We start from the raw sequence: 20,644 nt of genomic DNA on the forward strand, positions 1-20,644 counted from the left end.
GAGACCCCTAGCCCTAGCCCCAGCCCCAGTCCTTAGCCCGAGGCCCCTGGCTCCAGCCCAGTCCCCAGCCCGAGGCCCCTGGCCCCAGCCCCAGTCCTTAGCCCGAGGCCCGAGGCCCCAGTCCCGTGCCGGGCCGACGCACGCGCACCGTTCGGGCGCCGCCCGGCCCATGCGGCTCGGACGGTTCGCCATGTCGGCTTCCCCGAACAGCACCTGACGTTCCGTCAGGCCGACGGGCCGGTCAGCCGGACGCGGACGGTGTCTCGGCGGGGTCCGGCGTGCCGGTCGGCGTGCCGGCCGGCACGGGGGGCCGGCGCCGCTCCACCGCGTCGGCGAGCGAGCGGCGCACTGCTCGCGTGCCCGCCCCGTACCCGATGCCCACGAGGGCCAGCACCAGCCAGAACAGGGGAAGCGCTCCGTGGCCGGCGGCCAGGTCGAAACCGCCGCCGACGAAGCCGCCCAGCATGCCGCCGACACCCCAGGCCATCGTGGAGTAGCCCAGATAGAGGCCGGTACGGCCCTCGGTGGCGAGGCCCGCGACGACCGCGTCGACCACGCCGCAGAACAGCGACTCGCCGATCGAGGTGACGATGACGGCGGCGACGATCGGGCCGATCCCGTCGACCGAGCACAGCAGCCACCCGCCGCCGAGCAGCACCCCGGACCCGATGAACAGGTCGAGGCGGCCGACCGTGGAGCGCTTCTCGATGCGCGAGCCGAGCAGCCACACGGTCAGCATCACCACGACGGCGTTGGCCGCGGTGAGCGGGCCGACCAGGTCGGAGGAGAGCTTCTGGTGGACGACCGTCAGCGGCAGCGCGACCCGGTACTGGGTGATGAGGAACCAGCCGCCGACCGCGAGCGAGCAGAAGATCATCAGTGGGCGGTCGCGCAGCGCCTCGGCCATGGCGGCGGCCTTGACGGGCGCCGCGTTCGTGGCGTGCAGGCCGCGCAGCAGCACGGCGGAGGTCACGGCGAAGGCCAGATGCAGAGCGGCCGCGATCAGGAACCCGGCCTTCATCGCGCCGGCCGCCATCAGCGCGGTGCCGATCAGGGGGCCGATCAGGGCGGCTCCGTTGATGGACACGTAGTAGCGGCTGAGGTCGGCCGCGACCCCGCCGGACTTGCTGGAGGCGAGGACACTGCGGGCGCCGTTGTTGTTGAGGGAGCCGCCGATGCCGAGCAGCGCGACCGCCGCGCCCCAGACGACGACGCTGCCGCCCGCCACGGTGAACACGGCGTACGCGCACGCCTCGACGGCGAGACCCAGGGTCAGGATCCGGGCGGCGCCGAAGCGGTCGCTGACCCAGCCGGACGGGATGCCCAGGCCGCGCCGGGTGAATTCCATGACGGCGAAGAGCAGACCGGTCTGGAAACTGCTCAGGCCCTCGTCCTTGGTCAGGTGCACCGCGAGGAACGGCACGACCATGAAGAAGCCGATGTTGGTGGTGAAACGGCCGAGGATGACGACGTACGCCGGACCCCGGCCCGTGACGAAACGGCCGGTCCTCGCCTTCGGGGTGGCCTCCGCCGCCCCGGAGTTGTCGGCGAGCTTCACCCCGTCTCCCTTCTCGGGTGTCACCGCGCCACCTCTTCGTCGGTGCGTATGACGATCCGGGCGGCCGCCGCGTCGGCCGCGTCGGCGGCGGCCTTGGGGTCGGGACCCGCGGCGACGACATGTCCCGCGCGGTTCCAGGAGTCGCCGAGCGACATCAACTCGTCGCCCACCTCGGGTAGTTCGCCGAGACGGATCACTCCCTCCACGGCCCGTGCCTCGGCCGTGCCCGTCACCTCGGTGACCTTGCCGGGACGGGGGGTGAGGTAGCGGATCGAGGCGCCTCCCGCGTGGCCCGCGCCGGGACCCGGCAGCACGCCGTGGGCGAGGGCGAGGACGGCGCCCTGCAGCATGTCGATGCCGGTGACGTGGTGGACCAGCTCCCAGATCTGGTCGCCTCCCTGCCGGGCGTTGATCTCGACGACGGTGGCGCGGTCGCCGTCCTCGGAGAGCATCAGCTCGGTGTGGCAGGGTCCCCAGGCGTAGCCCACGGCGTCCAGGGCGTTCAGCGCGGCGTCGACGACGGTCCGGTACCGGTGGGCCGGCAGCGTCGCGGGCAGGTCGTGGCCGGTCTCCACGAAGTGCGGGCCGCCCGAGGTGTGTTTGCGGGTGACCGCGAGGACCTGGTGGCGCCCGGCGGCCGAGAGCGACTCGACGCTGAACTCCTGGCCGGTGAGGAACTCCTCGGCCAGCACGGGGGACGCGGACCCGCCCTGCGGCCAGGCGAAACCGGTGCCGGCACCGCTGGTCCAGGCCCACGCCTCGGCCAGTTCCCCTTCCGTACGCACAAGATGCACGCCCGTTCCGCCGTTGCCGTCGACCGGCTTGAGGATCACGCCGGCCGGGCAGCGGCGCAGCAGCGCGCGGGCCTCGTCGACCGTGGCGCACACCCGGTGGGCGACCGTGCCCAAACCGCGGTCCCGCAGGCGCCCGCGCATGGCGGCCTTGTCCTGGGTCAGGGCGAGCGTGGTGGGCGGGTTGCCGCGTGCGCCCAGGGCCTCGGCCACCACGCTCGCCGGACGCAGGGAGAGCTCGGTGAGCCCGAGCACCGCGTCCACGGGACGCCGGGCATGGACCTCGCGGGCGACGGTGAGCAGCGCCTGCGGGTCGGTGAAGTCGGCGTCGACCACCGCGAGGGCGAGGGACTCCTCCAGCTTCCGGTCCCCGCCGGGGCGGTGGACCACGGTCAGGGCGACGGGCAGGCCGACGAACTTGCCCAGGATGTCGTGGCGCGGACAGATGAGCAGAAGGTGGGGCACCTGGGCCCCGTAGCGCTGGCCCGGCATGTCAGACGGTCCCCCCGGTTCGGCCGCGTTCCAAGCTCGTTCCAGCTCGCGGATGCGGGCCGAGTCCTTTTCGATCGCGTCCCGGTCGGCGGCGCCCTGGATGACCCAGCCCAGGCTCGTGGTCACGTCGTTGGTGACCGGCATGTCCCGGCCCTCGGGCGGGATCGACATGGAGAACGTGGTGGGCAGTTCGGCGATCGCCCGGAGGATCTCCATGTTCCGCACGGGGCCGGCCCGGTCCGAGCAGAGCCAGAGCGTGCGGACCTCTTCGACGAGCTCGAAGGACGGCACGAACTCCCCGTCCAGGACGTGCCGTACGGTGCGCTCGATCTGGTTGTCGCCGGTGGCGAGGGACCCGGAGATCGTCATGCAGCTGCCCGAGTAGCGGGCGGCCAGCTCCACCAGGCGGGGCCCGTCCGCCGTCATGATCGCTTCGGCGTGGGTGGAGCCGTTGCGGATGCCGACCGCGTCGGCGGCGCGCATCACGTAGGGGGCGAGGACCGCCACGTCGGGGTGGTCGGGGGCCAGGAAGTCGGCGGCGTCGTAGATGCCGATGCGGGGGCCCCGGTCGTGTTTGGCGTAGACGCAGGTGTCGACCAGACCGTGCCGCCCGTCCACCGAGTACAGGTCGACGATGTACTCGGGCCCCTCCAGGAACTCCTGCACGACGACGGTGTCGTTGCGGAGCTCGAACCCGTTGACCTGGCCGAGGATGTGGGTGAAGTGGCCGAGCCACTCGCCGCCGGTCGGCACGAAGTGCACGTTGTCGGTCCCGGCGCTGTGCGGAGGCTTCAGGACGATCGGCCGGCCGGTGAGGCCGTTGTCCTCGATCCACGCGGCGGCCTCGGCGGGGTCGGCGGTCGACAGGGTGCGCGGCCCCGGAACTCCGGCGCGCTCCAGGGCGAGTGCCATCTCCCCTTTGTGGCGTTGGCACTTGGCGCTGCCGGGCACGTTCTGGAACCGTGGCATGAGGCGTTCGACGAGCCGGGCGGCGAATTCCACGCCGCTCTCGTTGCCGGTGACGATGCCCACCGGGTCGTAGGAATCGACGAGTTTCACCATGGCCTCGAAGTCGCCGTCGTAATGGTGCACGGCCTCGAAGTCGTCGGGGTGCCAGATGTTCTTCCTGACGAATTTCGCCAGAGGCCGCGGAGTGCTCATGACGGTGACCGGCAGTACGCCCCGGGCCCGGAAGGCGCTGGCGAAGCCCCGGTCGTCGCCGTCCCTGATGTGGTAGCCGTCTACGACGATCACGTGCCGCCGCCCAGTGGACTTCATGGCTCAACTCTGCTGGCCGTAGCTCCCGCGGCGACAGTGGCGGAACTGACACACAACCACGATTTACTGCCAGCCGGTGCCCCGGGAGCGAGAGTGGCGCCGGCCTGGTGCCGGGGCGGCCGCAGGGGTGTCGATCCGCTGTCCTCCGACCTGCGCCCGTGCCGGTGACGAGGACTCCTTCGGCCTGGGGGACAGCGGAGAGACTGTCAGAACACCGTGCATTACTGCCACATTGGAAGACATGCTGAAGAACGTTGCCGCGGTCCTGCTCGAGAACGTCCATCCCTTCGAGCTGGGTGTCGTATGTGAGGTGTTCGGGATCGACCGCCGGGAGGAGGGACTGCCCGGGTACGACTTCGCGCTCGTCGCCGCGGAATCCCCTTCGGTCCGGGCGGTGCCGGGCTTCACCATCAGCACGCCCTACGGGCTCGACCGGCTGGAGGAGGCCGATCTCATCGCCATCCCGGTGGGGGACGACTTCCACACCCGGGACTTTCCGCCCGCTCTTCTCGAGGCCCTGCGCCAGGCGGTGGCCCGGGGGGCCCGGGTGGTCAGTGTCTGTGTCGGCGCCTTCGTCCTGGGCGCCGCGGGGCTGCTCGACGGACGGCGTTGCACCACGCACTGGCGGTACGCCGACGCGCTGGCCGAGCGCTACCCGAAGGCCCGGGTCGATCCGGGAGTGCTCTACGTCGACGAGGACCCGATCCTCACCTCGGCCGGCACCTCCGCGGGGATCGACGCCTGCCTGCACCTGGTGCGCAAGCTCCAGGGCAGCGACGTCGCCAACGCCATCGCCCGGCGGATGGTGGTGCCCCCGCACCGGGAGGGCGGCCAGGCCCAGTACGTCGAACGGCCGGTGGCACGGTACGGGGAGGACGGTGTGCGCGAGGTGCTGACCTGGGCCGAGCGGCATCTGGACCAGGAGATCAGTGTGGAGCAGTTGTCGGCGCGGGCCTGCATGTCGCCGCGCACGTTCGCCCGCCGCTTCCGGGCGGAGACCGGGACCACGCCCTACCGGTGGCTGCTGGCCCAGCGGGTGCTGAGCGCCCAGCGACTGCTGGAGAACACCGACGAGACGATGGAGGCCGTGGCGGCCCGTACGGGATTCGCCAACGCGGCCGCCCTGCGGCACCAGTTCGTGCACTTCCTCAACACCACGCCCAACGCGTACCGGCGCGCCTTCCGGGGCCGGTTACCCGGCACAACCGCGCACTGAGCCCCGGCGCGGGGCGACAGGGTGAGGGGAATGACGCGCGTCGCGGTAGCCGGCCCACCGGAGCGGTGGGCCGGGAGTGCCCCGGCCCGGCCCGACGGCGGGATCGTGCACGAGGACAAGCGGCCGGACCGACGGGGGCGGGGCGGCGCAAGGCGGGGCAGACCGGCCGACCGGGGCCGCCCGGTCCGGGCCGACCGGTCAGGCCCGCTTCCTCAGCACTCGATGATGTTGACCGCAAGACCGCCCCGGGCCGTCTCCTTGTCGCGTACAGCCGATCCTCGGCGACGAAGTCGAGGAAGGCGCCGGTCTGTTGAGGCGTCCAGACCATCACGGGCGACGGCTTCTCGCCGGTCTGCTTCCACTTGGCGACGCGCTCGTCCGTCCACACCAGGTCTTTCGGCTTGCGTTCGGGGTCGATCTCGACGTGGGCGGCCCGGGTTGAACGTGAGGATCTGCTGCCCGATCGCGTCGTTCAGGGACGCGCGGGGCGTCGCCTTGACGTGCAGACGTGTGGCGGGGCCGGTGATGCGACGGAAGGGCGGCCTCTCGTCGATCGCTGCCTTCATGGCCTTGCGTCGGGCCCGGTTCTCGGCGCCCTTCGAGGGCACGGTCGCCAACTCGTGGATCGCAGCTCGCCGTTGGGCGTCGTCCTCCAGGACCTGGACGTTGACGTCGCGGATGTCCGTGAACATCGCGCTGAAGGTGTCGCCGCTGCGGCGGTTGAACAGTGCCGGGACTTCCAGTTCGAGGAACACGCCAAGCCATGCGGCGGACCACTCATCCACGGGAACTTCGCGAGGAAAAGCAGGAGTTGGCTGCGAAGCATCGCGGAGGTCGCTACGCTCACAGCGTTGACTTGTCTAACCTGAGCGCAGAGGCTCAGGAGCTCCGACGTATGGACACCGGCCACAACCGTCGTCTCACGGGTGTATGCGCACTCACTCTGCGATAGCAGTGCTGTAGGCAGAATTCTTGGCGTCCAACTCAAACGCCGACCGGTGCGGTGAGTGAGGGTTTTGGCGTGCCAAATTCTGTAAAGAAGCGAGCTGCACACACACGCAAGGCGTATTCGGGCGAGATTTACGAAGCTGCGCTTGCGGGGATCCCGAACGATCGCACCCATGGGTTGGATTCGTGCGCGCCGGGACAGCGGAAGATGAACGCTTTGCTTGCTCTCGGTCTATTCAACCGTGGCGAAGACGGTGCACCTCCTGCGAAGTGGTTGTTGAGCACCCTTACCTGGTACACGATTACCGTGTCGCCCCGGTGGAATCAGATGGTATTCATCAGCGATGCCCCGGATAACGTCACCAGGTATCTGGTGCCGCATGGTGACAGTACCCCTAGGCTTCCCGGAATTCGATTGCGGGCCATCCACGACTATCGGACGTATGCATTGGAGCACGTCCCTACAGGGGCGCGATTGGTAGTCACGAGCCGACTGGATGGAAAGCTGCAGGGGGTGCGAGAAGGTTCGCACTTCGATTTTCGCACGCTTGATGACCCACTTGATTCGGTAGAAGAGCGCCAGCTTGCCGACGTTCCGCCGATGGGTGAATCAGCCCAGACCCTGTTGGCTGGCATGGCTGCCCGTATGTCGATGACCGACCCTAAGGGGCGGTGGGCTACGGGGAACTGGTACTGGGACCCGTTGCGACGCGATGATGGCAGGGGGCGCGATGACGATTCGGGTCCCCAGCGCAGGCTTTGGGGAGCAGGAGATGAATGGGAAGCCCAGTGGACAGGGCTTCCCTATCCGGAAGATGTCGCGGCAGCACTAACGGACCCTATGGTCGGTATTTCTGGAGCGAGGTTCGCGAAAAGCAAGAGGGCGTACGACGTGACTTTCGGCGATTCGGTTCTCAAGATTCACATTTAGTGGAGATTTCAAGGACGGGTCCGCAAGTCGCCTTCGTGTAGAGAGTCATCGTCGTGTTTGAAATCCCCCAGAGTGCTCTTGCTGGAATGCCGTGGTGGGCTGCATTCTTCCTGATTCTTCCGTTTTTCGTGCTGCGCTTTGCCCGCACTGTCCTTCCAAAGGACTCGCGTGACCTCTATATGTGGTGGGTTGCCTTTTGGGAGCACCGCCGCAAGCGTGCGGCCTTAAAAAGGAGGAGACGGGAGCGCCGTCGAGCCGTCACGGAGGAAATAATGCAGGATCAGGAACCAGAACCCCCTTCTCCTTGAGGGCGCGGGTGACCTCGTCCCAGATCTGCTCGTCGAACCCAATCCGGATGCAGCGTGCGGAACTTGGCGTCGGTGCTTGCCGCTTCCGCTTGCACCAGGAGTGCGAGATAGCGCACGACGGCTTGCAGGTCTTCGCTCACCGCGCAGTCCCGAAGCGCACCGGGGGCTGTGCTCGGTGTTCATGGTGGACCGAACCAAGGGGAACCGTCGAGGTGTAGCAGGTGGTGGAGAACGCCGACGAGGGGCCCCACCCGATAGCTCGAATTCCTGTCTCAGGTGATTATGCTGCGCCGTTCGTGGTCGGTGACTTCTGTCGCAGTGACAGGCGCGGTGTCGGCAGGCGCGAACGCGCTGGTCAGCAGGTTCTTCTGTGCGAGCCATGCGTGAGCGGATGGTGGAGCACAAGTCGTCATGAGGTGGCTCGCGCCTCCCGGCAGATGTGTTCTGACCGGGTGGTTCCGGAGGCCTGGTAGGTCGGCCGGGCCCGGTTCACGACCAGGTGAGGGTGGCCGCGTTCCATGTACGGGTGGCGGCATCGCCCTCAAGGAGTGTGTCTGCGAAGGCGGTGACCTGTCGGACGACGTCGGTGAAGCGTCCGGGGTAGCCGGTTGCGGCGGGGCCTTGTCGGCGGCGCCAGGCGGCGTAGGAGGTCTGGCGCCGCTCGCCGAGGTCGGTGATGGTGGCGCCGAGGGGTTTCAGGGTGATGCCGTGGTGAGTTCCCGGCCGTCGAGGTCGTTGAGGGTGAGTAGGCGGTAGAGGTCGCCGTAGTCGCGGTCGCGGGTGTTGAGGTCGCCGAGTGAGACAGCGGTGGAGAGTTTTTCGGCGATGACGGTGGCGAGCGGGTAGCCGAGGATCTGGAAGCTGTCCGTCGTGAGTTGCTGCGGGTAATCGATGATCCGGGGGCCGGGGGTGACAGGGCCGCCGAAGCTGACATCCAGTTGGAGCTTGAGTCGGGCCCTGGCGATGGAGGCGACCATGGACAGGCGTACGCCGTGGTACTCGTCCTCCTCGCGGATGGGGACGGTCTTGAGCGTCGTGGGATCGAACGCGACTCCGTCGTCGATCTCGGTGACGGCGATGCCGGCGATCCTGTGGATGATCTCGGTTTCGGTGCCGGGGAACGAGCGGCCGAGGATGTCGATGTCGCGGGTCGTCCGGCGTGCGCCGAACTGAGCGAGGAGCAGGCCGCCCTTGAGTACGAAGTGCTCCCGGCCGAGGGGCGATGCGGCCAGGCGATAGAGGAACCGTTCGAGGACGTACCCGACCATGATCTCGTCCGTGGACCGGCTGGTGCGGCGGGCCAGGTTGCGCAGGTCGTTGTAGACGCGGGCGGCGGTGGTGTCGCGTGTGGGGTCGGCCATCAGGCGAGCAGCGCCTCCACTGCGGGGCGGACGACGGAGAGTGCACCCAACTCGCGTGCGATGTAATGCAGTTCGGTGACTCCGCCGCGTCCGTTCCGGCGCACGTAGCGGCCGAGTGCGGACAGGGCGAGGGTCTCGCCGATGCGGCTGCGGTGGCGCATCGCGTCGACGACGCTGCGCGCTGCGTCGTACACGGGGACGGTCTCTCCCGGGGCTGCTGCGAACCGTTCGACGCCGAGGGTGAAGGTCTTCGAGGTGTACTGCGCCACCACGGTCGGCGGGTAGGCAATCGTGGGGCGGCGTGTACCGCGCGGCACGGCGATGTGCACTGCTGTGGGGATGTCGTCGATCAGCTCATGCAGGGCCAGGGCGGACTCGCCGCACACGACGGCGCGAGGAGCCCGTGTGCACACGGCCAGCAGATCCGCGTGCGCGGTCTCCGGTGCGTCTGCTCGTCGATAGACCCCGCGGGAGAGTTCGTCTATCTCGCCTTCCGTGACCAAGTACGCCAGGTCACGGGGGGAGAGCAGGGCCTGGCGTGCTTGTCCCGTCGTGAACGTAGGGGAGAGGCTGGTCAGCCGCTGCTCCAGGCGCGAGTTTTCCGCAGCGCTCATGTATCGAATGGTACCCCTCAAGCGAGGTCAGGGGATCGATTTGATACATCCTGGCGACGGTCGGCGGTCAAGGTGGATCGGAACAGTGATCGAAGGTGCCATGAAACCCCCGGTCAGGTGCCCATTCCAAGGGATTTCCGGGGACTTCTCGGGGGACTTCCGCGCTTGTCCCAGGGACTCCTCGGGGACTTTCTGCCGCGTAAGCAGCGAAGGCCCTGACAGCGCTGAAAGTGACGAACGCGCTGGTCAGGGCCTATTTCATCAGCACTCGATGATGTTGACCGCAAGACCGCCCCGGGCCGTCTCCTTGTACTTGACGCTCATGTCGGCGCCGGTCTCCTTCATGGTCTTGATGACCTTGTCGAGGGAGACCATGTGCGAGCCGTCGCCGCGCATGGCCATCCGGGCCGCCGTGACGGCCTTCACCGCGGCCATGCCGTTGCGCTCGATGCAGGGGATCTGCACCAGGCCGCCGACCGGGTCGCAGGTCAGGCCGAGGTTGTGCTCCATGCCGATCTCGGCGGCGTTCTCGACCTGCTCGGGGCTGCAGCCGAGCACCTCGGCGAGCGCGCCGGCCGCCATCGAGCAGGCCGATCCGACCTCGCCCTGGCAGCCGACCTCGGCGCCCGAGATGGAGGCGTTCTCCTTGAAGAGCATGCCGATCGCCCCGGCGGCGAGCAGGAACCGTACGACACCCTCCTCGTCGGCGCCCGGCACGAAGTTGATGTAGTAGTGCAGCACCGCCGGGATGATGCCCGCCGCGCCGTTGGTGGGGGCGGTGACCACCCGGCCGCCCGCCGCGTTCTCCTCGTTGACCGCCATCGCGTAGAGAGTGATCCACTCCATGGCGTGGGCCAGCGGATCGCCCTCGGCGCGAAGCTGGCGGGCCGAGAGGGCGGCGCGGCGGCGGACCCTGAGGCCGCCCGGCAGGATGCCCTCGCGGGCCATGCCGCGCGAGACGCAGGCCTGCATCACGCGCCAGATGCCGATGAGCCCCTCGCGGATCTCCTCCTCGGTGCGCCAGGCCCGCTCGTTCTCCAGCATCAGGGCGGAGATCGACAGGCCGGTCTCCTTCGTGAGCCGCAGCAGCTCGTCGCCCGTGCGGAACGGGTACTTCAGGATCGTGTCGTCGAGCTTGATGCGGTCCTCGCCGACCGCGTCGTCGTCGACCACGAAGCCGCCGCCGACCGAGTAGTACGTCTTCTCCAGGACGAGCTCGCCCGAGGAGTCGTACGCGAAGATCGTCATGCCGTTCGCGTGGTACGGCAGGGCCTTGCGGCGGTGCAGGACCAGGTCGTCGTCGAAGTCGAAGTCGATCTCGTGCTCGCCGAGCAGGTTGAGCCGGCCCGAGGACTTGATCTGCTCGACCCGCTCGTCGGCACCCTCCACGTCCACCGTCCGGGGTGAGGCGCCCTCCAGTCCGAGCAGCACCGCCTTGGGGGTGCCGTGGCCGTGGCCGGTCGCGCCCAGCGAGCCGTACAGCTCGGCGCGTATCGCGGTGACGGGGGCGAGCAGCTCTTCGTTGCGCAGCCGCCGGGCGAACATGCGCGCGGCGCGCATCGGGCCCACCGTGTGGGAGCTGGACGGGCCGATGCCGATCGAGAACAGGTCGAAGACCGAGATGGCCACGGGAACTCCTTGGTGGTTTCGCCGGACGCCGTTGTCCGGCGGAGGTGGTGCGGGACCGCATGGAACGGGGCACCGCGCTCTTCCAGTGTGCGCGGTGCCCCGGATGTCCGTACGAAAGGAACCGTACGGGTGAATACAACGTATGACAGAAAGCCTACGGAACTACTTCAGGCCGGGGTACAACGGGTGCTTGTCGGCCAGAGCGGACACGCGGACCTTCAGGCCCGCCGCGTCGTAGGACGGCTTCAGCGCCTCGGCGATGATGTCCGCGACCTCGGTGAAGTCCTCGGCCGTGAAGCCGCGGGTGGCGAGGGCGGGTGTGCCGATGCGCAGGCCGGAGGTGACCATCGGCGGGCGGGGGTCGTTCGGGACGGCGTTGCGGTTGACCGTGATGCCGACCTCGTGGAGGCGGTCCTCGGCCTGCTGCCCGTCCAGCTCGGAGTTGCGCAGGTCGACCAGGACCAGGTGCACGTCCGTGCCCCCGGACAGGACGTCCACGCCGACGGCCTTCACGTCGTCCTGGACCAGGCGCTCGGCCAGGATGTGCGCGCCGTCCAGCGTGCGCTGCTGGCGCTCCTTGAAGCCGTCGGTGGCGGCGACCTTGAAGGAGACGGCCTTGGCGGCGATCACATGCTCCAGCGGACCGCCCTGCTGACCGGGGAAGACCGCGGAGTTGATCTTCTTGGCCAGCTCGGCCGTCGAGAGGATCACGCCACCGCGGGGTCCGCCGAGGGTCTTGTGGGTGGTCGTCGTGACGACATGGGCGTGCGGCACCGGGTTCGGGTGCAGCCCCGCGGCCACGAGGCCCGCGAAGTGCGCCATGTCGACCATGAGGTACGCGCCGACCTCATCGGCGATGCGGCGGAACTCCGCGAAGTCCAGCTGCCGCGGGTAGGCGGACCAGCCGGCCACGATCAGCTTCGGCCGGGACTCCTTGGCGAGGCGCTCGACCTCGGCCATGTCGACCTGACCGGTCTCGTCGCTCACGTGGTACGCGACCACGTTGTAGAGCTTGCCGGAGAAGTTGATCTTCATGCCGTGGGTGAGGTGCCCGCCGTGCGCGAGGTTCAGACCCATGATCGTGTCGCCCGGCTTGAGCAGCGCGAACATCGCGGCCGCGTTGGCCTGGGCGCCCGAGTGGGGCTGCACGTTCGCGTGCTCGGCGCCGAACAGCGCCTTGACCCGGTCGATGGCGATCTGCTCGACCACGTCGACGTGCTCGCAGCCGCCGTAGTAGCGGCGGCCCGGGTAACCCTCGGCGTACTTGTTGGTCAGGACCGAGCCCTGGGCCTCCATGACCGCGACCGGAGCGAAGTTCTCCGAGGCGATCATCTCCAGGGTGGACTGCTGGCGGTGCAGCTCGGCGTCGACGGCGGCCGCGACGTCCGGGTCCAGCTCGTGAAGGGGGGTGTTCAGAAGCGACATGCGGTGACTCCTCAGCCGGCGGTGAAGGCGGTGTACTCGTCGGCGGACATCAGGTCCTCGGGCTCGCCCGCGACGCGGACCTTGAACAGCCAGCCGCCCTCGAAGGGCGCGGAGTTCACGAGCGACGGGTCGTCCACGACGTCCTGGTTGGCCTCGACGACCTCGCCGCCGACCGGGGAGTACAGGTCGCTGACCGACTTGGTCGACTCCAGCTCGCCGCAGGACTCGCCCGCGGTCACCGTGTCACCGACCTCCGGGAGCTGGGCGTAGACCACATCGCCGAGCGCGTTGGCCGCGAACTCGGTGATGCCGACCGTCGCGACGCCGTCCTCGGCGACGGACAGCCACTCGTGCTCCTTGCTGTAGCGCAGCTGCTGGGGGTTGCTCATGGCCTGAATTCTCCTGTACGCGGTGGAGTGCTGATGGAGGGAAGCGTGGGTGACCCGGGCGGATGTGCGCAGGGTCACGTCCGGCGCCCGACGGGATCGCCCGTCAGCGCCGGCGTCCGACGGGCAGCCGTGTCATGTCCGGCCCGTGCGGACCGGTGTCACGTCCGGCCCGTGCGGACCAGTGTCACTTCTGGCGCTTGTAGAACGGCAGCGCCACGACCTCGTACGGTTCGTGGCTGCCCCGGATGTCCACACCGACACCGGCGGTGCCCGGCGCGGCGTGCGCGGCGTCGACGTACGCCATGGCGATCGGCTTGCCCAGGGTCGGGGACGGGGCGCCGGAGGTGACCTCGCCGATCACCTGACCTCCGGCGACGACCGGGTACCCGGCGCGCGGCACCCGACGCCCCTCGGCGATCAGGCCGACGAGCACGCGCGGCGGCTTCGAAGCGGCGCGCTCGGCGGCTTCGGCCAGGGCCTCGCGCCCCACGAAGTCGCCGTCCTTCTCGAACTTCACGACCCGGCCGAGACCGGCGTCGAAGGGGGTCAGCGAGGTGGTCAGCTCGTGCCCGTAGAGCGGCATGCCGGCCTCCAGGCGCAGCGTGTCGCGGCACGACAGACCACAGGGGACCAGCCCGGCCGGGGTGCCGGCGTCGGTCAGCGCCTGCCACACCTTCTCGGCGTCGGCGGGGGCGACGAACAGCTCGAAGCCGTCCTCACCGGTGTAGCCGGTGCGGGCGATCAGGGCCGGAACACCGGCCACCGTGCCCGGCAGGCCCGCGTAGTACTTCAGGCCGTCGAGGTCGGCGTCGGTGATCGACTTGAGGATGCCGGGGGACTCGGGCCCCTGCACGGCGATGAGCGCGTACGCGTCACGGTCGTCGCGCACGACCGCGTCGAAACCGGCCGCGCGCTCGGTCAGGGCGTCCAGCACCACCTGGGCGTTGGAGGCGTTCGCGACGACCATGTACGTGTGCTCGGCCAGCCGGTAGACGATCAGGTCGTCCAGGATGCCGCCGTCGGCCTGGCAGATCATCGTGTAGCGGGCGCGGCCGACGCCCACGGTGGCGATGTTGCCGACCAGCGCGAAGGCGAGGAGCTCGGCGGCCTGCGGGCCCGTGACGGTGATCTCGCCCATGTGGGAGAGGTCGAAGAGGCCGGCCTTCGTGCGGACGGCGAGGTGCTCGTCGCGCTCCGAGCCGTAGCGCAGGGGCATGTCCCAGCCTGCGAAGTCGGTCATCGTCGCGCCCAGCGAGCGATGCAGGGCATCGAGCGCGGTGTGACGGGGTGCGTTGCTGCTCATCGGTCTGGCTCCCAAGGCATGACGGCGAGGTCGTTCCTCCCCATCTGTCATCGGAACCTGAGAGGTTCATCAGGACCCCACGAAACGGTGGTCCTGATTTGCACCTTGGGTGGAGCCACCGGTGAGCGGCCCGCTTTTCAGATGTGCCTCGCCCGCGCGGTAACGGGGCCTGAGAGATTCAAGGGAGGGACTTGCTCCTTCGGCGCCCGGGTACACGTACCCAGGACTCTCCCGCGCGGATTCAAGCGGCCGGTATGCAGTTGGCGCGGCCATCATCGCACGCGCCGTCCGATCCCGGCAGCCCGGCATCTGTGACCGGGCTGTGGCAGTCCGCGCATGAAAAGGAGAAGCGCCGGGCATTACCTTCTCTTTACACTCGACGGGGATGGGACTCCACGTCCAAGGGGAGGACGGTCACGGTGAACAGGACCACGGCGTACGCGACGACCTCCGGTCTCGCGCTGCCCGAGCAGACCGGCGCACCGGCCCGGAAGGGGCGAGGACCGCTTCCGGCCGGCGTCGTCCGGGACCTCCGCGACCGGGTCGGCCACAGCCCGCACGGTCTCCGCTTCGGGGCGCGCGACCTCGTCGTGGTCACCGGACTGCCCGGCAGTGGCAAGTCGACGCTGATGCGGCGGGCCGTGCGGGGCGCGCGCGTCGACTCGCAGGACACCCGCGACCGCTGGGACGGCCGGATGGCCCGCCTGCTGCCGTACGCCTTCTACCGTCCTCTCGTCCGCCTCGCGCACTACGCCGGCCTGCGCCGCGCGCTGCGGGGCGGCGGCGGGCTCGTCGTGCACGACTGCGGTACGCAGGCCTGGGTGCGCCGCTGGCTCGCCCGCGAGGCCCGGCGCCGGGGCGGCGCGCTGCACCTGCTGCTGCTCGACGTCACGCCGGGAACCGCGCTGGACGGCCAGCGCGAGCGCGGCCGGGGCGTCTCGCGCTACGCCTTCGCCCGTCATCGTGGCGCGGTCGCCCGGCTGCTGCGCTCCGCCGAGCAGGGAGACCTGCCCGAGGGGTGCGGTTCGGCGGTGCTCATCGACCGGGACGCGGCGGACGTACTGCGCAGGATCGACTTCGGCCACTGACCGGTTGCGGTGGCCCACTAACCTTTCCAGCCGGAACAGTGGTTCGAAGCGGGCGGTAGACAGATGGACTTTCCGGCACAGGCACACCCCCATCCGCACGGCGGTTGGCCGGGCAACGAGCTGGAGGAGGTGTTGTCCTCCTCCTTCGGCATGCCCGCGGGCCCCTCGTCGGCCGCTCGTATCGTCGAGGTGCTCGGCCGTAGCTTCGTGTGGGTGCCGCTGCCCAACGGCGGCGGCCCGCAGAGCGGTCCGCTCGATCTGCCCACGATGGATCTCGGGGGCCAGGTCTACGTCCCCGTCTTCAGCTCCGAGGAGCAGTTCCGCCAGGTCACCGGCGGCCACATGTCGTACACGATCGCTCCCGCCGCGGAGTTCGCCCGCGGGCTTCCGCCACAGGTGGGCATCGTGGTCAACCCGGACGGCGTGGTCGGCGTACCGCTGCCGCCGATGGCCGTCGCCGAGCTGTGCCGGGCCGGGCGGACCCCGCTGGACGGGTCGGCCAGTGGTGGCCGGGTGCGGCTCTTCGAACCCGACTGGCAGGAGGAGCCGATGGACTTCCTCGCCGCGGCCTCGGCCGAGTTCGCCGGGACCGGCGTCGTCCTGAGCGCCCGCCGCTGCCTGGCCAGCATCGAGGGCGACGATCCCGTCATGTTCATCGGTGTCGAACTCTCGGTGTGGGAGGGCGAGGCCCGCAACCTGCCCCTCGACGCCCTGGGCCGTGCCCTCGGCCGCGTCCCGATGAACATTCCGGTGAACCTGGTGCTTCTCGACGTGACGCAGGACCCGGTCGCCGACTGGATGCGGGCCCAGGTGCGCCCCTTCTACCAGCACGGTCACTGAACGGCGCCCGTATCGAGGGGGCCCGGGAACCGGGTGACCGGCCCCGTACGGCCCGTGGGTCCCCTCGCGCGGTGGGCCCCGGCTGTCGACTGCTTCCCCCGGCGGAGCGCGAACGCCGCATAAGCTGGTTTCATGGCCTGGTCGAGGTGTTGACGAATGTTCGTAACCGGCGCCTCGGGCGTAAGGGATGAGTTCGTCGTGAATTGTTCGCGAAGGGGCGGTTGAGGGTGAGCGCGTCGGGCACGGCCGCGGCCGGGCAGGTCGAGCACATGCTGCGCCAGGTGACTCCCGGGCGTTACGACGCCTACGAGGCGCTCCTTCGCGCGCTCGCGACCCCGTCGTCCGGCCAGGTGTGGATGCTGCTGTGGCACGGCCAGGCCGGCTCGCCGGACGCCCAGTACGGGAACATGCAGGTGGAAGGCTTCGGGTACGCGCCCTGCGTCACCTCCGCCCAGGAACTCTCGGCCAGCGGCTGGAACCGCTCGTACGAGGTCGTCGACGGGCTGGACGTCGCCCGCACCCTGTACCCCGACCAGTTCGGCCTCTGGCTCAATCCGCACGCCCCCGGCGGCGGCCTCGGCATCCCCTGGCTGGATCTGCGCCGGATCGCCACGGGCCTGGAGCGGCAGCCCGCGGGCCCGCTCCGGCTCTCCGAGCCCGGCATCGAAATCCCCCAGTTCTACGCCCTGTTGACCCAGAACGCGCATCTGACCCCGGCCGTGCGCTCGCTGCGCCGCGCCTGGGTCCAGCCCGCGCTCGGGGCGCCGTATCTCGCCATCGGCCTTGACGTGTACGACACTTCACCGCCCGCCGTGGACTCGGTGCGGGCGATGATGCAGCAGTCCATCGGCGCGGTCCCGGACGGGCTGCCCGTCTCCACCGTGGCGATGTCGGACGAGTTCGACCCGGTGGCGATGTGGCTGCGCGCCAACGCCCGGCCGTTCTACGACCGTGAGGCGCACGCGGCCCCGGTCCGCGGATACGGTGGCCCGTCGCCGCGCGGCGCCGCGTACTGACCGGACGGCGCCCGAGGCGGACCTCTCGACGCGACCGGCCCGGCACCGGAACAAGAACGCCGCCTCCTCGATGAGGTGAGTGCCGTGGCTGCCCGCGGAGCGACGAAGCCTGCTTTGGGCTGACTTGTCCGATTCGGGCCTCAGTGGTGAGTTCCGTCTCTTTCGCGGCTTCGAGGGCCCTCGAGTGGTGAAGGTGGCCGATCCTGATCCGTGGGTGGCCGGAAGAGACCTTGTGGCGATTTGGTGCAAACGTGACCGATATCGTCCGCCTGTGCTCGGGGATGTCCTGGTTGCGACAGTTCGCTCCTTGATATCCACCGTCCGAATAACGGAACCTTCCAGATGGCGTCACGTTTACGCATCCATTCACCGCCAGGTCTGGCAACGGATCACCTAAGCATTGAAGACTTCCGGTCTCCAGGGGTTTAACTCCTGAGTACTACGGACTGATCACGCCGCTACAGCGGCAAGCGCGGGCCGGCTACCGCCGGTTGAGAGGGGTCCCTGCCAGATGACGGCACCACTGCACGAGCCGACCGCGGAAGCGGCCCCGAGCGCGGCCGAGGAAGCGGCGGTCGCCACCGCCGGCGAAAAGGCCGTACAGGGACGTTCCCTGGGCCGGATCGCCTGGGAGCGCCTGAAGCGGGACAAGCTCGCCCTGACGGGCGGCGTGGTCGTGCTCGTCCTCATCGTGATCGCCCTGCTCGCGCCCGTGCTCACCAACCTGGTCGGGCAGGATCCGGACGCGTACCACGAGAACCTGATCGATCCGCTCTTCGGTACCCCCACGGGATCGTTGGGCGGCGTCAGCGGTGACCACCTGCTGGGCGTCGAGCCCGTCAACGGCCGTGACATCTTCGCCCGTATCCTCTACGGCGCTCAGATCTCCCTGCTCGTCGGCTTCCTGTCCGCGGTCGTCGCCGTCGTTCTCGGCACCGTCCTCGGAGTCCTGGCCGGCTTCTTCGGTGGCTGGGTCGACTCGCTCATCAGCCGCGTCATGGACGGCCTGCTGGCCTTCCCGCAGCTCCTGTTCATCATCGCGCTGGTCTCCGTCATGCCGAACGACATGCTCGGCCTGACCGGCTCCAGCGTGCGGGTGTTCGTGATGATCCTGGTCATCGGCTTCTTCGGCTGGCCCTACATCGGGCGCGTGGTGCGCGGCCAGACGCTGTCGATGCGTGAGCGCGAGTACGTCGAGGCAGCCCGATCCCTGGGCGCCGGGCGGCTGTACATCCTCTTCAAGGAACTGCTGCCGAACCTGGTCGCCCCGATCATCGTCTACACGACGATGATGATCCCCACCAACATTCTCACCGAGGCGGCACTCAGCTTCCTGGGCGTGGGCGTCAAGCCGCCCACGGCTTCCTGGGGCCAGATGCTCTCGAACGCGATCGATTACTACGAATCGGACCCCATGTACATGGTGGTCCCGGGTGTGGCGATCTTCATCACCGTTCTTGCCTTCAACCTCTTCGGCGACGGCGTGCGGGACGCGCTGGACCCGAAGGGTTCCCGCTGAACTGCCGTACCCCAAGCCTCCCGTGGCACCTACACGGGGTCTCTCATCAAAACCGGAGGATCCGAGATCGTGACTACCCAACGCACCTCAGGGCGGCGTAAGCAGGCGCTGGCCGCCGCTGTCGCGGTCGCCGCGCTGCTGACCACGGCTGCGTGCGGCGGCGGCAATGACACCAAGGACGGCGGCTCCAAGAACGGCGCGGCCGGCTTCGACGCCGCCAACAACAAGGTCGCCCAGGCCTCGCTCGTCAAGAAGGGCGGGACGCTCCGGTTCGGTGGCGCCCAGGACGCCGACTCGTGGGACACCACGCGTGGCTACTACGGCTTCATGTGGGACTTCGCCCGCTACTACAGCCGCCAGCTCGTCACGAACAAGACGGAGCCGGGCAAGGCCGGTGCGGAGATCACCCCGGACCTCGCGACCGGTGTCGCCAAGGTCACCGACGGTGGCAAGACCTACACGTACACCCTGCGTGACGGTGTGACGTGGGAGGACGGCCAGCCGATCACGTCCAAGGACGTCAAGTACGGCATCGAGCGCGTCTGGGCGCAGGACGTGCTGTCCGGCGGTCCGGTGTACCTGAAGGACGTCCTCGACCCCAAGGGCGAGTACAAGGGTCCCTACAAGGACACCTCCAAGGACAAGCTCGGTCTGAAGGCGATCGACACGCCGGACGACAAGACCATCGTCTTCCACATCCCGAAGGCCAACTCGGACTTCGAGGAGATGCTGGCCCTGGTCTCGGCCTCGCCGGTCCGCCAGGACAAGGACACCAAGTCCAAGTACGGCCTGCACCCGTTCTCCTCGGGCCCGTACAAGTTCGAGTCGTACAGCCCGGGCAAGGACCTGACCCTGGTCCGCAACACCTCGTGGAAGGCCGCCTCGGACCCGCTCCGCAAGGCCTACCCGGACAAGATCACGGTCAAGTTCTACTCGAACGCCAACGACCTGGACCAGCGTCTGATCAACAATGACCTGGACCTGGACATCAACCAGACCGGCATGTCGCCGCAGGGCCGCACCACCGCCCTGAAGCAGCACAAGGCCAACCTGGACAACCCGGTCTCCGGCTACGTCCGTTACGCCGCCTTCCCGCAGAGCGTCGCGCCGTTCGACAACGCCGACTGCCGCAAGGCCGTCATCTACGGCGCCGACCACGTGTCGCTGCAGACCGCTCGTGGTGGCCCGGTCGCCGGTGGCGACATCGGCACCAACATGCTGCCGCCGTCCGTCGCGGGCGCCGAGGGCCAGCAGTACGACCCCTACGGCATCTCGGGCGAGAACAAGACCGGCAACGTCGCCAAGGCCAAGGAAGCCCTGAAGGCCTGCGGCAAGCCGAACGGCTTCTCGACCACCATCGCCGTGCGTAACAACAAGCCGGTCGAGGTGGCCACCGCCCAGTCGCTGCAGGCGTCGCTGAAGAAGATCGGCATCACCGCGCAGATCGACCAGTACGACGGTTCGCAGACCACCGGCATCATCGGTAGCCCCGCCAACGTGAAGAAGAAGGGCTACGGCATCATCATCATGGGCTGGGGCCCGGACTTCCCGTCCGTGCAGGGCTTCGGTCTCCCCCTGTGGGACAGCAAGTACATCCTCGACAGCGGTAACTCGAACTACTCGCTGATCAAGGACAAGGCGATCGACGGTCTGTTCGACAGCTACGTCACGACCCTGGACGCCGCCGGCAAGACCAAGATCTCCACGGAGATCAACCACAAGGTCATGGAGGGCGCGTACTACCTGCCCTTCACCTTCGAGAAGTTCATCAACTGGCGCGGGAACAACCTGGCGAACGTGTACACCACCGATGGCTACAGCGGTACGTACGACTTCGTCAACCTCGGCCTGAAGTCCGCGAAGTAAACCCGGCACACCCGCCGTACGGCACGAAAGGCAGGTGAAGGCCGGCGCGGCGTGACCGCGGGCCATCGGACG

General features: G+C 68.9%; 15 protein-coding genes, 1 pseudogene and 1 riboswitch. Of the genes and pseudogenes, 7 read left to right on the forward strand and 9 right to left on the reverse strand.

Annotated elements, in window-relative coordinates; all coding sequences use genetic code 11:
* Positions 1–241: 241 nt before the first annotated feature.
* Both ACFYW8_RS32805 and ACFYW8_RS32810 read right to left on the reverse strand, forming a co-directional pair.
* The gene (locus ACFYW8_RS32805) at positions 242–1,582 is read right to left on the reverse strand and encodes an MFS transporter (RefSeq protein WP_389085841.1); all 1,341 of its coding nucleotides are present in this window, start codon (positions 1,580–1,582) and stop codon (positions 242–244) included.
* Positions 1,579–4,119 carry an ATP-grasp domain-containing protein gene (locus ACFYW8_RS32810; RefSeq protein ID WP_389085846.1) on the reverse strand — a complete coding sequence of 847 codons (2,541 nt, stop codon included), beginning with the start codon at positions 4,117–4,119 and terminating at the stop codon, positions 1,579–1,581. The genes ACFYW8_RS32805 and ACFYW8_RS32810 overlap by 4 nt, the downstream gene beginning before the upstream one ends.
* Before the next feature lie 241 nt (positions 4,120–4,360).
* Between ACFYW8_RS32810 and ACFYW8_RS32815 the strand changes: the two genes are divergently transcribed.
* A complete protein-coding gene (locus ACFYW8_RS32815; RefSeq protein WP_389085851.1) occupies positions 4,361–5,335 on the forward strand; it encodes a GlxA family transcriptional regulator in 975 nt (324 codons plus the stop codon).
* Positions 5,336–5,597: 262 nt separating this feature from the next.
* On the opposite strand, the pseudogene ACFYW8_RS32820 reads toward ACFYW8_RS32815, so the two are convergent.
* A pseudogene (locus ACFYW8_RS32820) lies at positions 5,598–6,033 on the reverse strand (site-specific integrase); the annotation flags it as partial.
* A gap of 458 nt (positions 6,034–6,491) precedes the next feature.
* Between ACFYW8_RS32820 and ACFYW8_RS32825 the strand changes: the two are divergent.
* Positions 6,492–7,214: a hypothetical protein gene (locus ACFYW8_RS32825; RefSeq protein WP_389085856.1), complete on the forward strand. Its 723-nt coding sequence runs from the start codon at positions 6,492–6,494 to the stop codon at positions 7,212–7,214.
* A gap of 1,003 nt (positions 7,215–8,217) precedes the next feature.
* Here the strand turns inward: ACFYW8_RS32825 and ACFYW8_RS32830 are convergent.
* The 6 genes from ACFYW8_RS32830 to gcvT all read right to left on the reverse strand — a co-directional run bounded on the left by ACFYW8_RS32830 (position 8,218) and on the right by gcvT (position 14,243).
* A complete protein-coding gene (locus tag ACFYW8_RS32830; RefSeq protein WP_389085862.1) occupies positions 8,218–8,883 on the reverse strand; it encodes a nucleotidyl transferase AbiEii/AbiGii toxin family protein in 666 nt (221 codons plus the stop codon).
* Positions 8,883–9,497, reverse strand: a complete 615-nt coding sequence (locus ACFYW8_RS32835; protein ID WP_389085869.1) for a type IV toxin-antitoxin system AbiEi family antitoxin domain-containing protein — start codon at positions 9,495–9,497, stop codon at positions 8,883–8,885. The genes ACFYW8_RS32830 and ACFYW8_RS32835 overlap by 1 nt, the downstream gene beginning before the upstream one ends.
* A gap of 261 nt (positions 9,498–9,758) precedes the next feature.
* A complete protein-coding gene (locus ACFYW8_RS32840) occupies positions 9,759–11,126 on the reverse strand; it encodes an L-serine ammonia-lyase (RefSeq protein WP_389085874.1) in 1,368 nt (455 codons plus the stop codon).
* A 162-nt stretch (positions 11,127–11,288) separates the two neighbouring features.
* Positions 11,289–12,551 (reverse strand): serine hydroxymethyltransferase, encoded by a 1,263-nt coding sequence (glyA, locus tag ACFYW8_RS32845; protein ID WP_389085879.1) that lies wholly within the window; start codon positions 12,549–12,551, stop codon positions 11,289–11,291.
* Positions 12,552–12,562: 11 nt separating this feature from the next.
* Complete coding sequence (gene gcvH / locus ACFYW8_RS32850; protein WP_389085885.1) at positions 12,563–12,940, reverse strand: glycine cleavage system protein GcvH; 378 nt, start codon at positions 12,938–12,940, stop codon at positions 12,563–12,565.
* A 184-nt stretch (positions 12,941–13,124) separates the two neighbouring features.
* Positions 13,125–14,243 carry a glycine cleavage system aminomethyltransferase GcvT gene (gene gcvT, locus ACFYW8_RS32855; RefSeq protein WP_389085890.1) on the reverse strand — a complete coding sequence of 373 codons (1,119 nt, stop codon included), beginning with the start codon at positions 14,241–14,243 and terminating at the stop codon, positions 13,125–13,127.
* Positions 14,244–14,390: 147 nt separating this feature from the next.
* Positions 14,391–14,487: riboswitch (glycine riboswitch) on the reverse strand.
* Positions 14,488–14,662: 175 nt separating this feature from the next.
* Here gcvT and ACFYW8_RS32860 point away from each other — a divergent pair.
* From ACFYW8_RS32860 to ACFYW8_RS32880, 5 genes are all read left to right on the forward strand, one after another.
* A complete protein-coding gene (locus ACFYW8_RS32860; RefSeq protein WP_365876259.1) occupies positions 14,663–15,331 on the forward strand; it encodes an AAA family ATPase in 669 nt (222 codons plus the stop codon).
* Between the two features lie 63 nt (positions 15,332–15,394).
* The gene (locus tag ACFYW8_RS32865; RefSeq protein ID WP_365876261.1) at positions 15,395–16,171 is read left to right on the forward strand and encodes an enhanced serine sensitivity protein SseB; all 777 of its coding nucleotides are present in this window, start codon (positions 15,395–15,397) and stop codon (positions 16,169–16,171) included.
* A 227-nt stretch (positions 16,172–16,398) separates the two neighbouring features.
* Positions 16,399–17,187: an enhanced serine sensitivity protein SseB C-terminal domain-containing protein gene (locus tag ACFYW8_RS32870; RefSeq protein ID WP_365876263.1), complete on the forward strand. Its 789-nt coding sequence runs from the start codon at positions 16,399–16,401 to the stop codon at positions 17,185–17,187.
* Positions 17,188–17,698: 511 nt separating this feature from the next.
* Positions 17,699–18,706 carry an ABC transporter permease gene (locus tag ACFYW8_RS32875; RefSeq protein ID WP_389085900.1) on the forward strand — a complete coding sequence of 336 codons (1,008 nt, stop codon included), beginning with the start codon at positions 17,699–17,701 and terminating at the stop codon, positions 18,704–18,706.
* Between the two features lie 69 nt (positions 18,707–18,775).
* Positions 18,776–20,572, forward strand: coding sequence for an ABC transporter substrate-binding protein (locus tag ACFYW8_RS32880; RefSeq protein WP_365876268.1), 1,797 nt, complete (start codon positions 18,776–18,778; stop codon positions 20,570–20,572).
* The last annotated feature ends 72 nt before the right edge of the window (positions 20,573–20,644 follow it).

It is taken from the genome of Streptomyces sp. NPDC002742, assembly GCF_042888885.1.
GTDB lineage: Bacteria > Actinomycetota > Actinomycetes > Streptomycetales > Streptomycetaceae > Streptomyces.

Bases quoted from the DNA above. Each gene is read 5' to 3' on its own strand.
- ACFYW8_RS32810 (WP_389085846.1), bottom strand. From the start codon at position 4,119: ATGAAGTCCACTGGGCGGCGGCACGTGATCGTCGTAGACGGCTACCAC.
- ACFYW8_RS32865 (WP_365876261.1), top strand. From the start codon at position 15,395: ATGGACTTTCCGGCACAGGCACACCCCCATCCGCACGGCGGTTGGCCG.
- ACFYW8_RS32875 (WP_389085900.1), top strand. From the start codon at position 17,699: ATGACGGCACCACTGCACGAGCCGACCGCGGAAGCGGCCCCGAGCGCG.
- ACFYW8_RS32815 (WP_389085851.1), top strand. From the start codon at position 4,361: ATGCTGAAGAACGTTGCCGCGGTCCTGCTCGAGAACGTCCATCCCTTC.
- glyA (WP_389085879.1), bottom strand. From the start codon at position 12,551: ATGTCGCTTCTGAACACCCCCCTTCACGAGCTGGACCCGGACGTCGCG.
- ACFYW8_RS32825 (WP_389085856.1), top strand. From the start codon at position 6,492: ATGAACGCTTTGCTTGCTCTCGGTCTATTCAACCGTGGCGAAGACGGT.
- gcvH (WP_389085885.1), bottom strand. From the start codon at position 12,940: ATGAGCAACCCCCAGCAGCTGCGCTACAGCAAGGAGCACGAGTGGCTG.
- ACFYW8_RS32835 (WP_389085869.1), bottom strand. From the start codon at position 9,497: ATGAGCGCTGCGGAAAACTCGCGCCTGGAGCAGCGGCTGACCAGCCTC.
- ACFYW8_RS32830 (WP_389085862.1), bottom strand. From the start codon at position 8,883: ATGGCCGACCCCACACGCGACACCACCGCCGCCCGCGTCTACAACGAC.
- gcvT (WP_389085890.1), bottom strand. From the start codon at position 14,243: ATGAGCAGCAACGCACCCCGTCACACCGCGCTCGATGCCCTGCATCGC.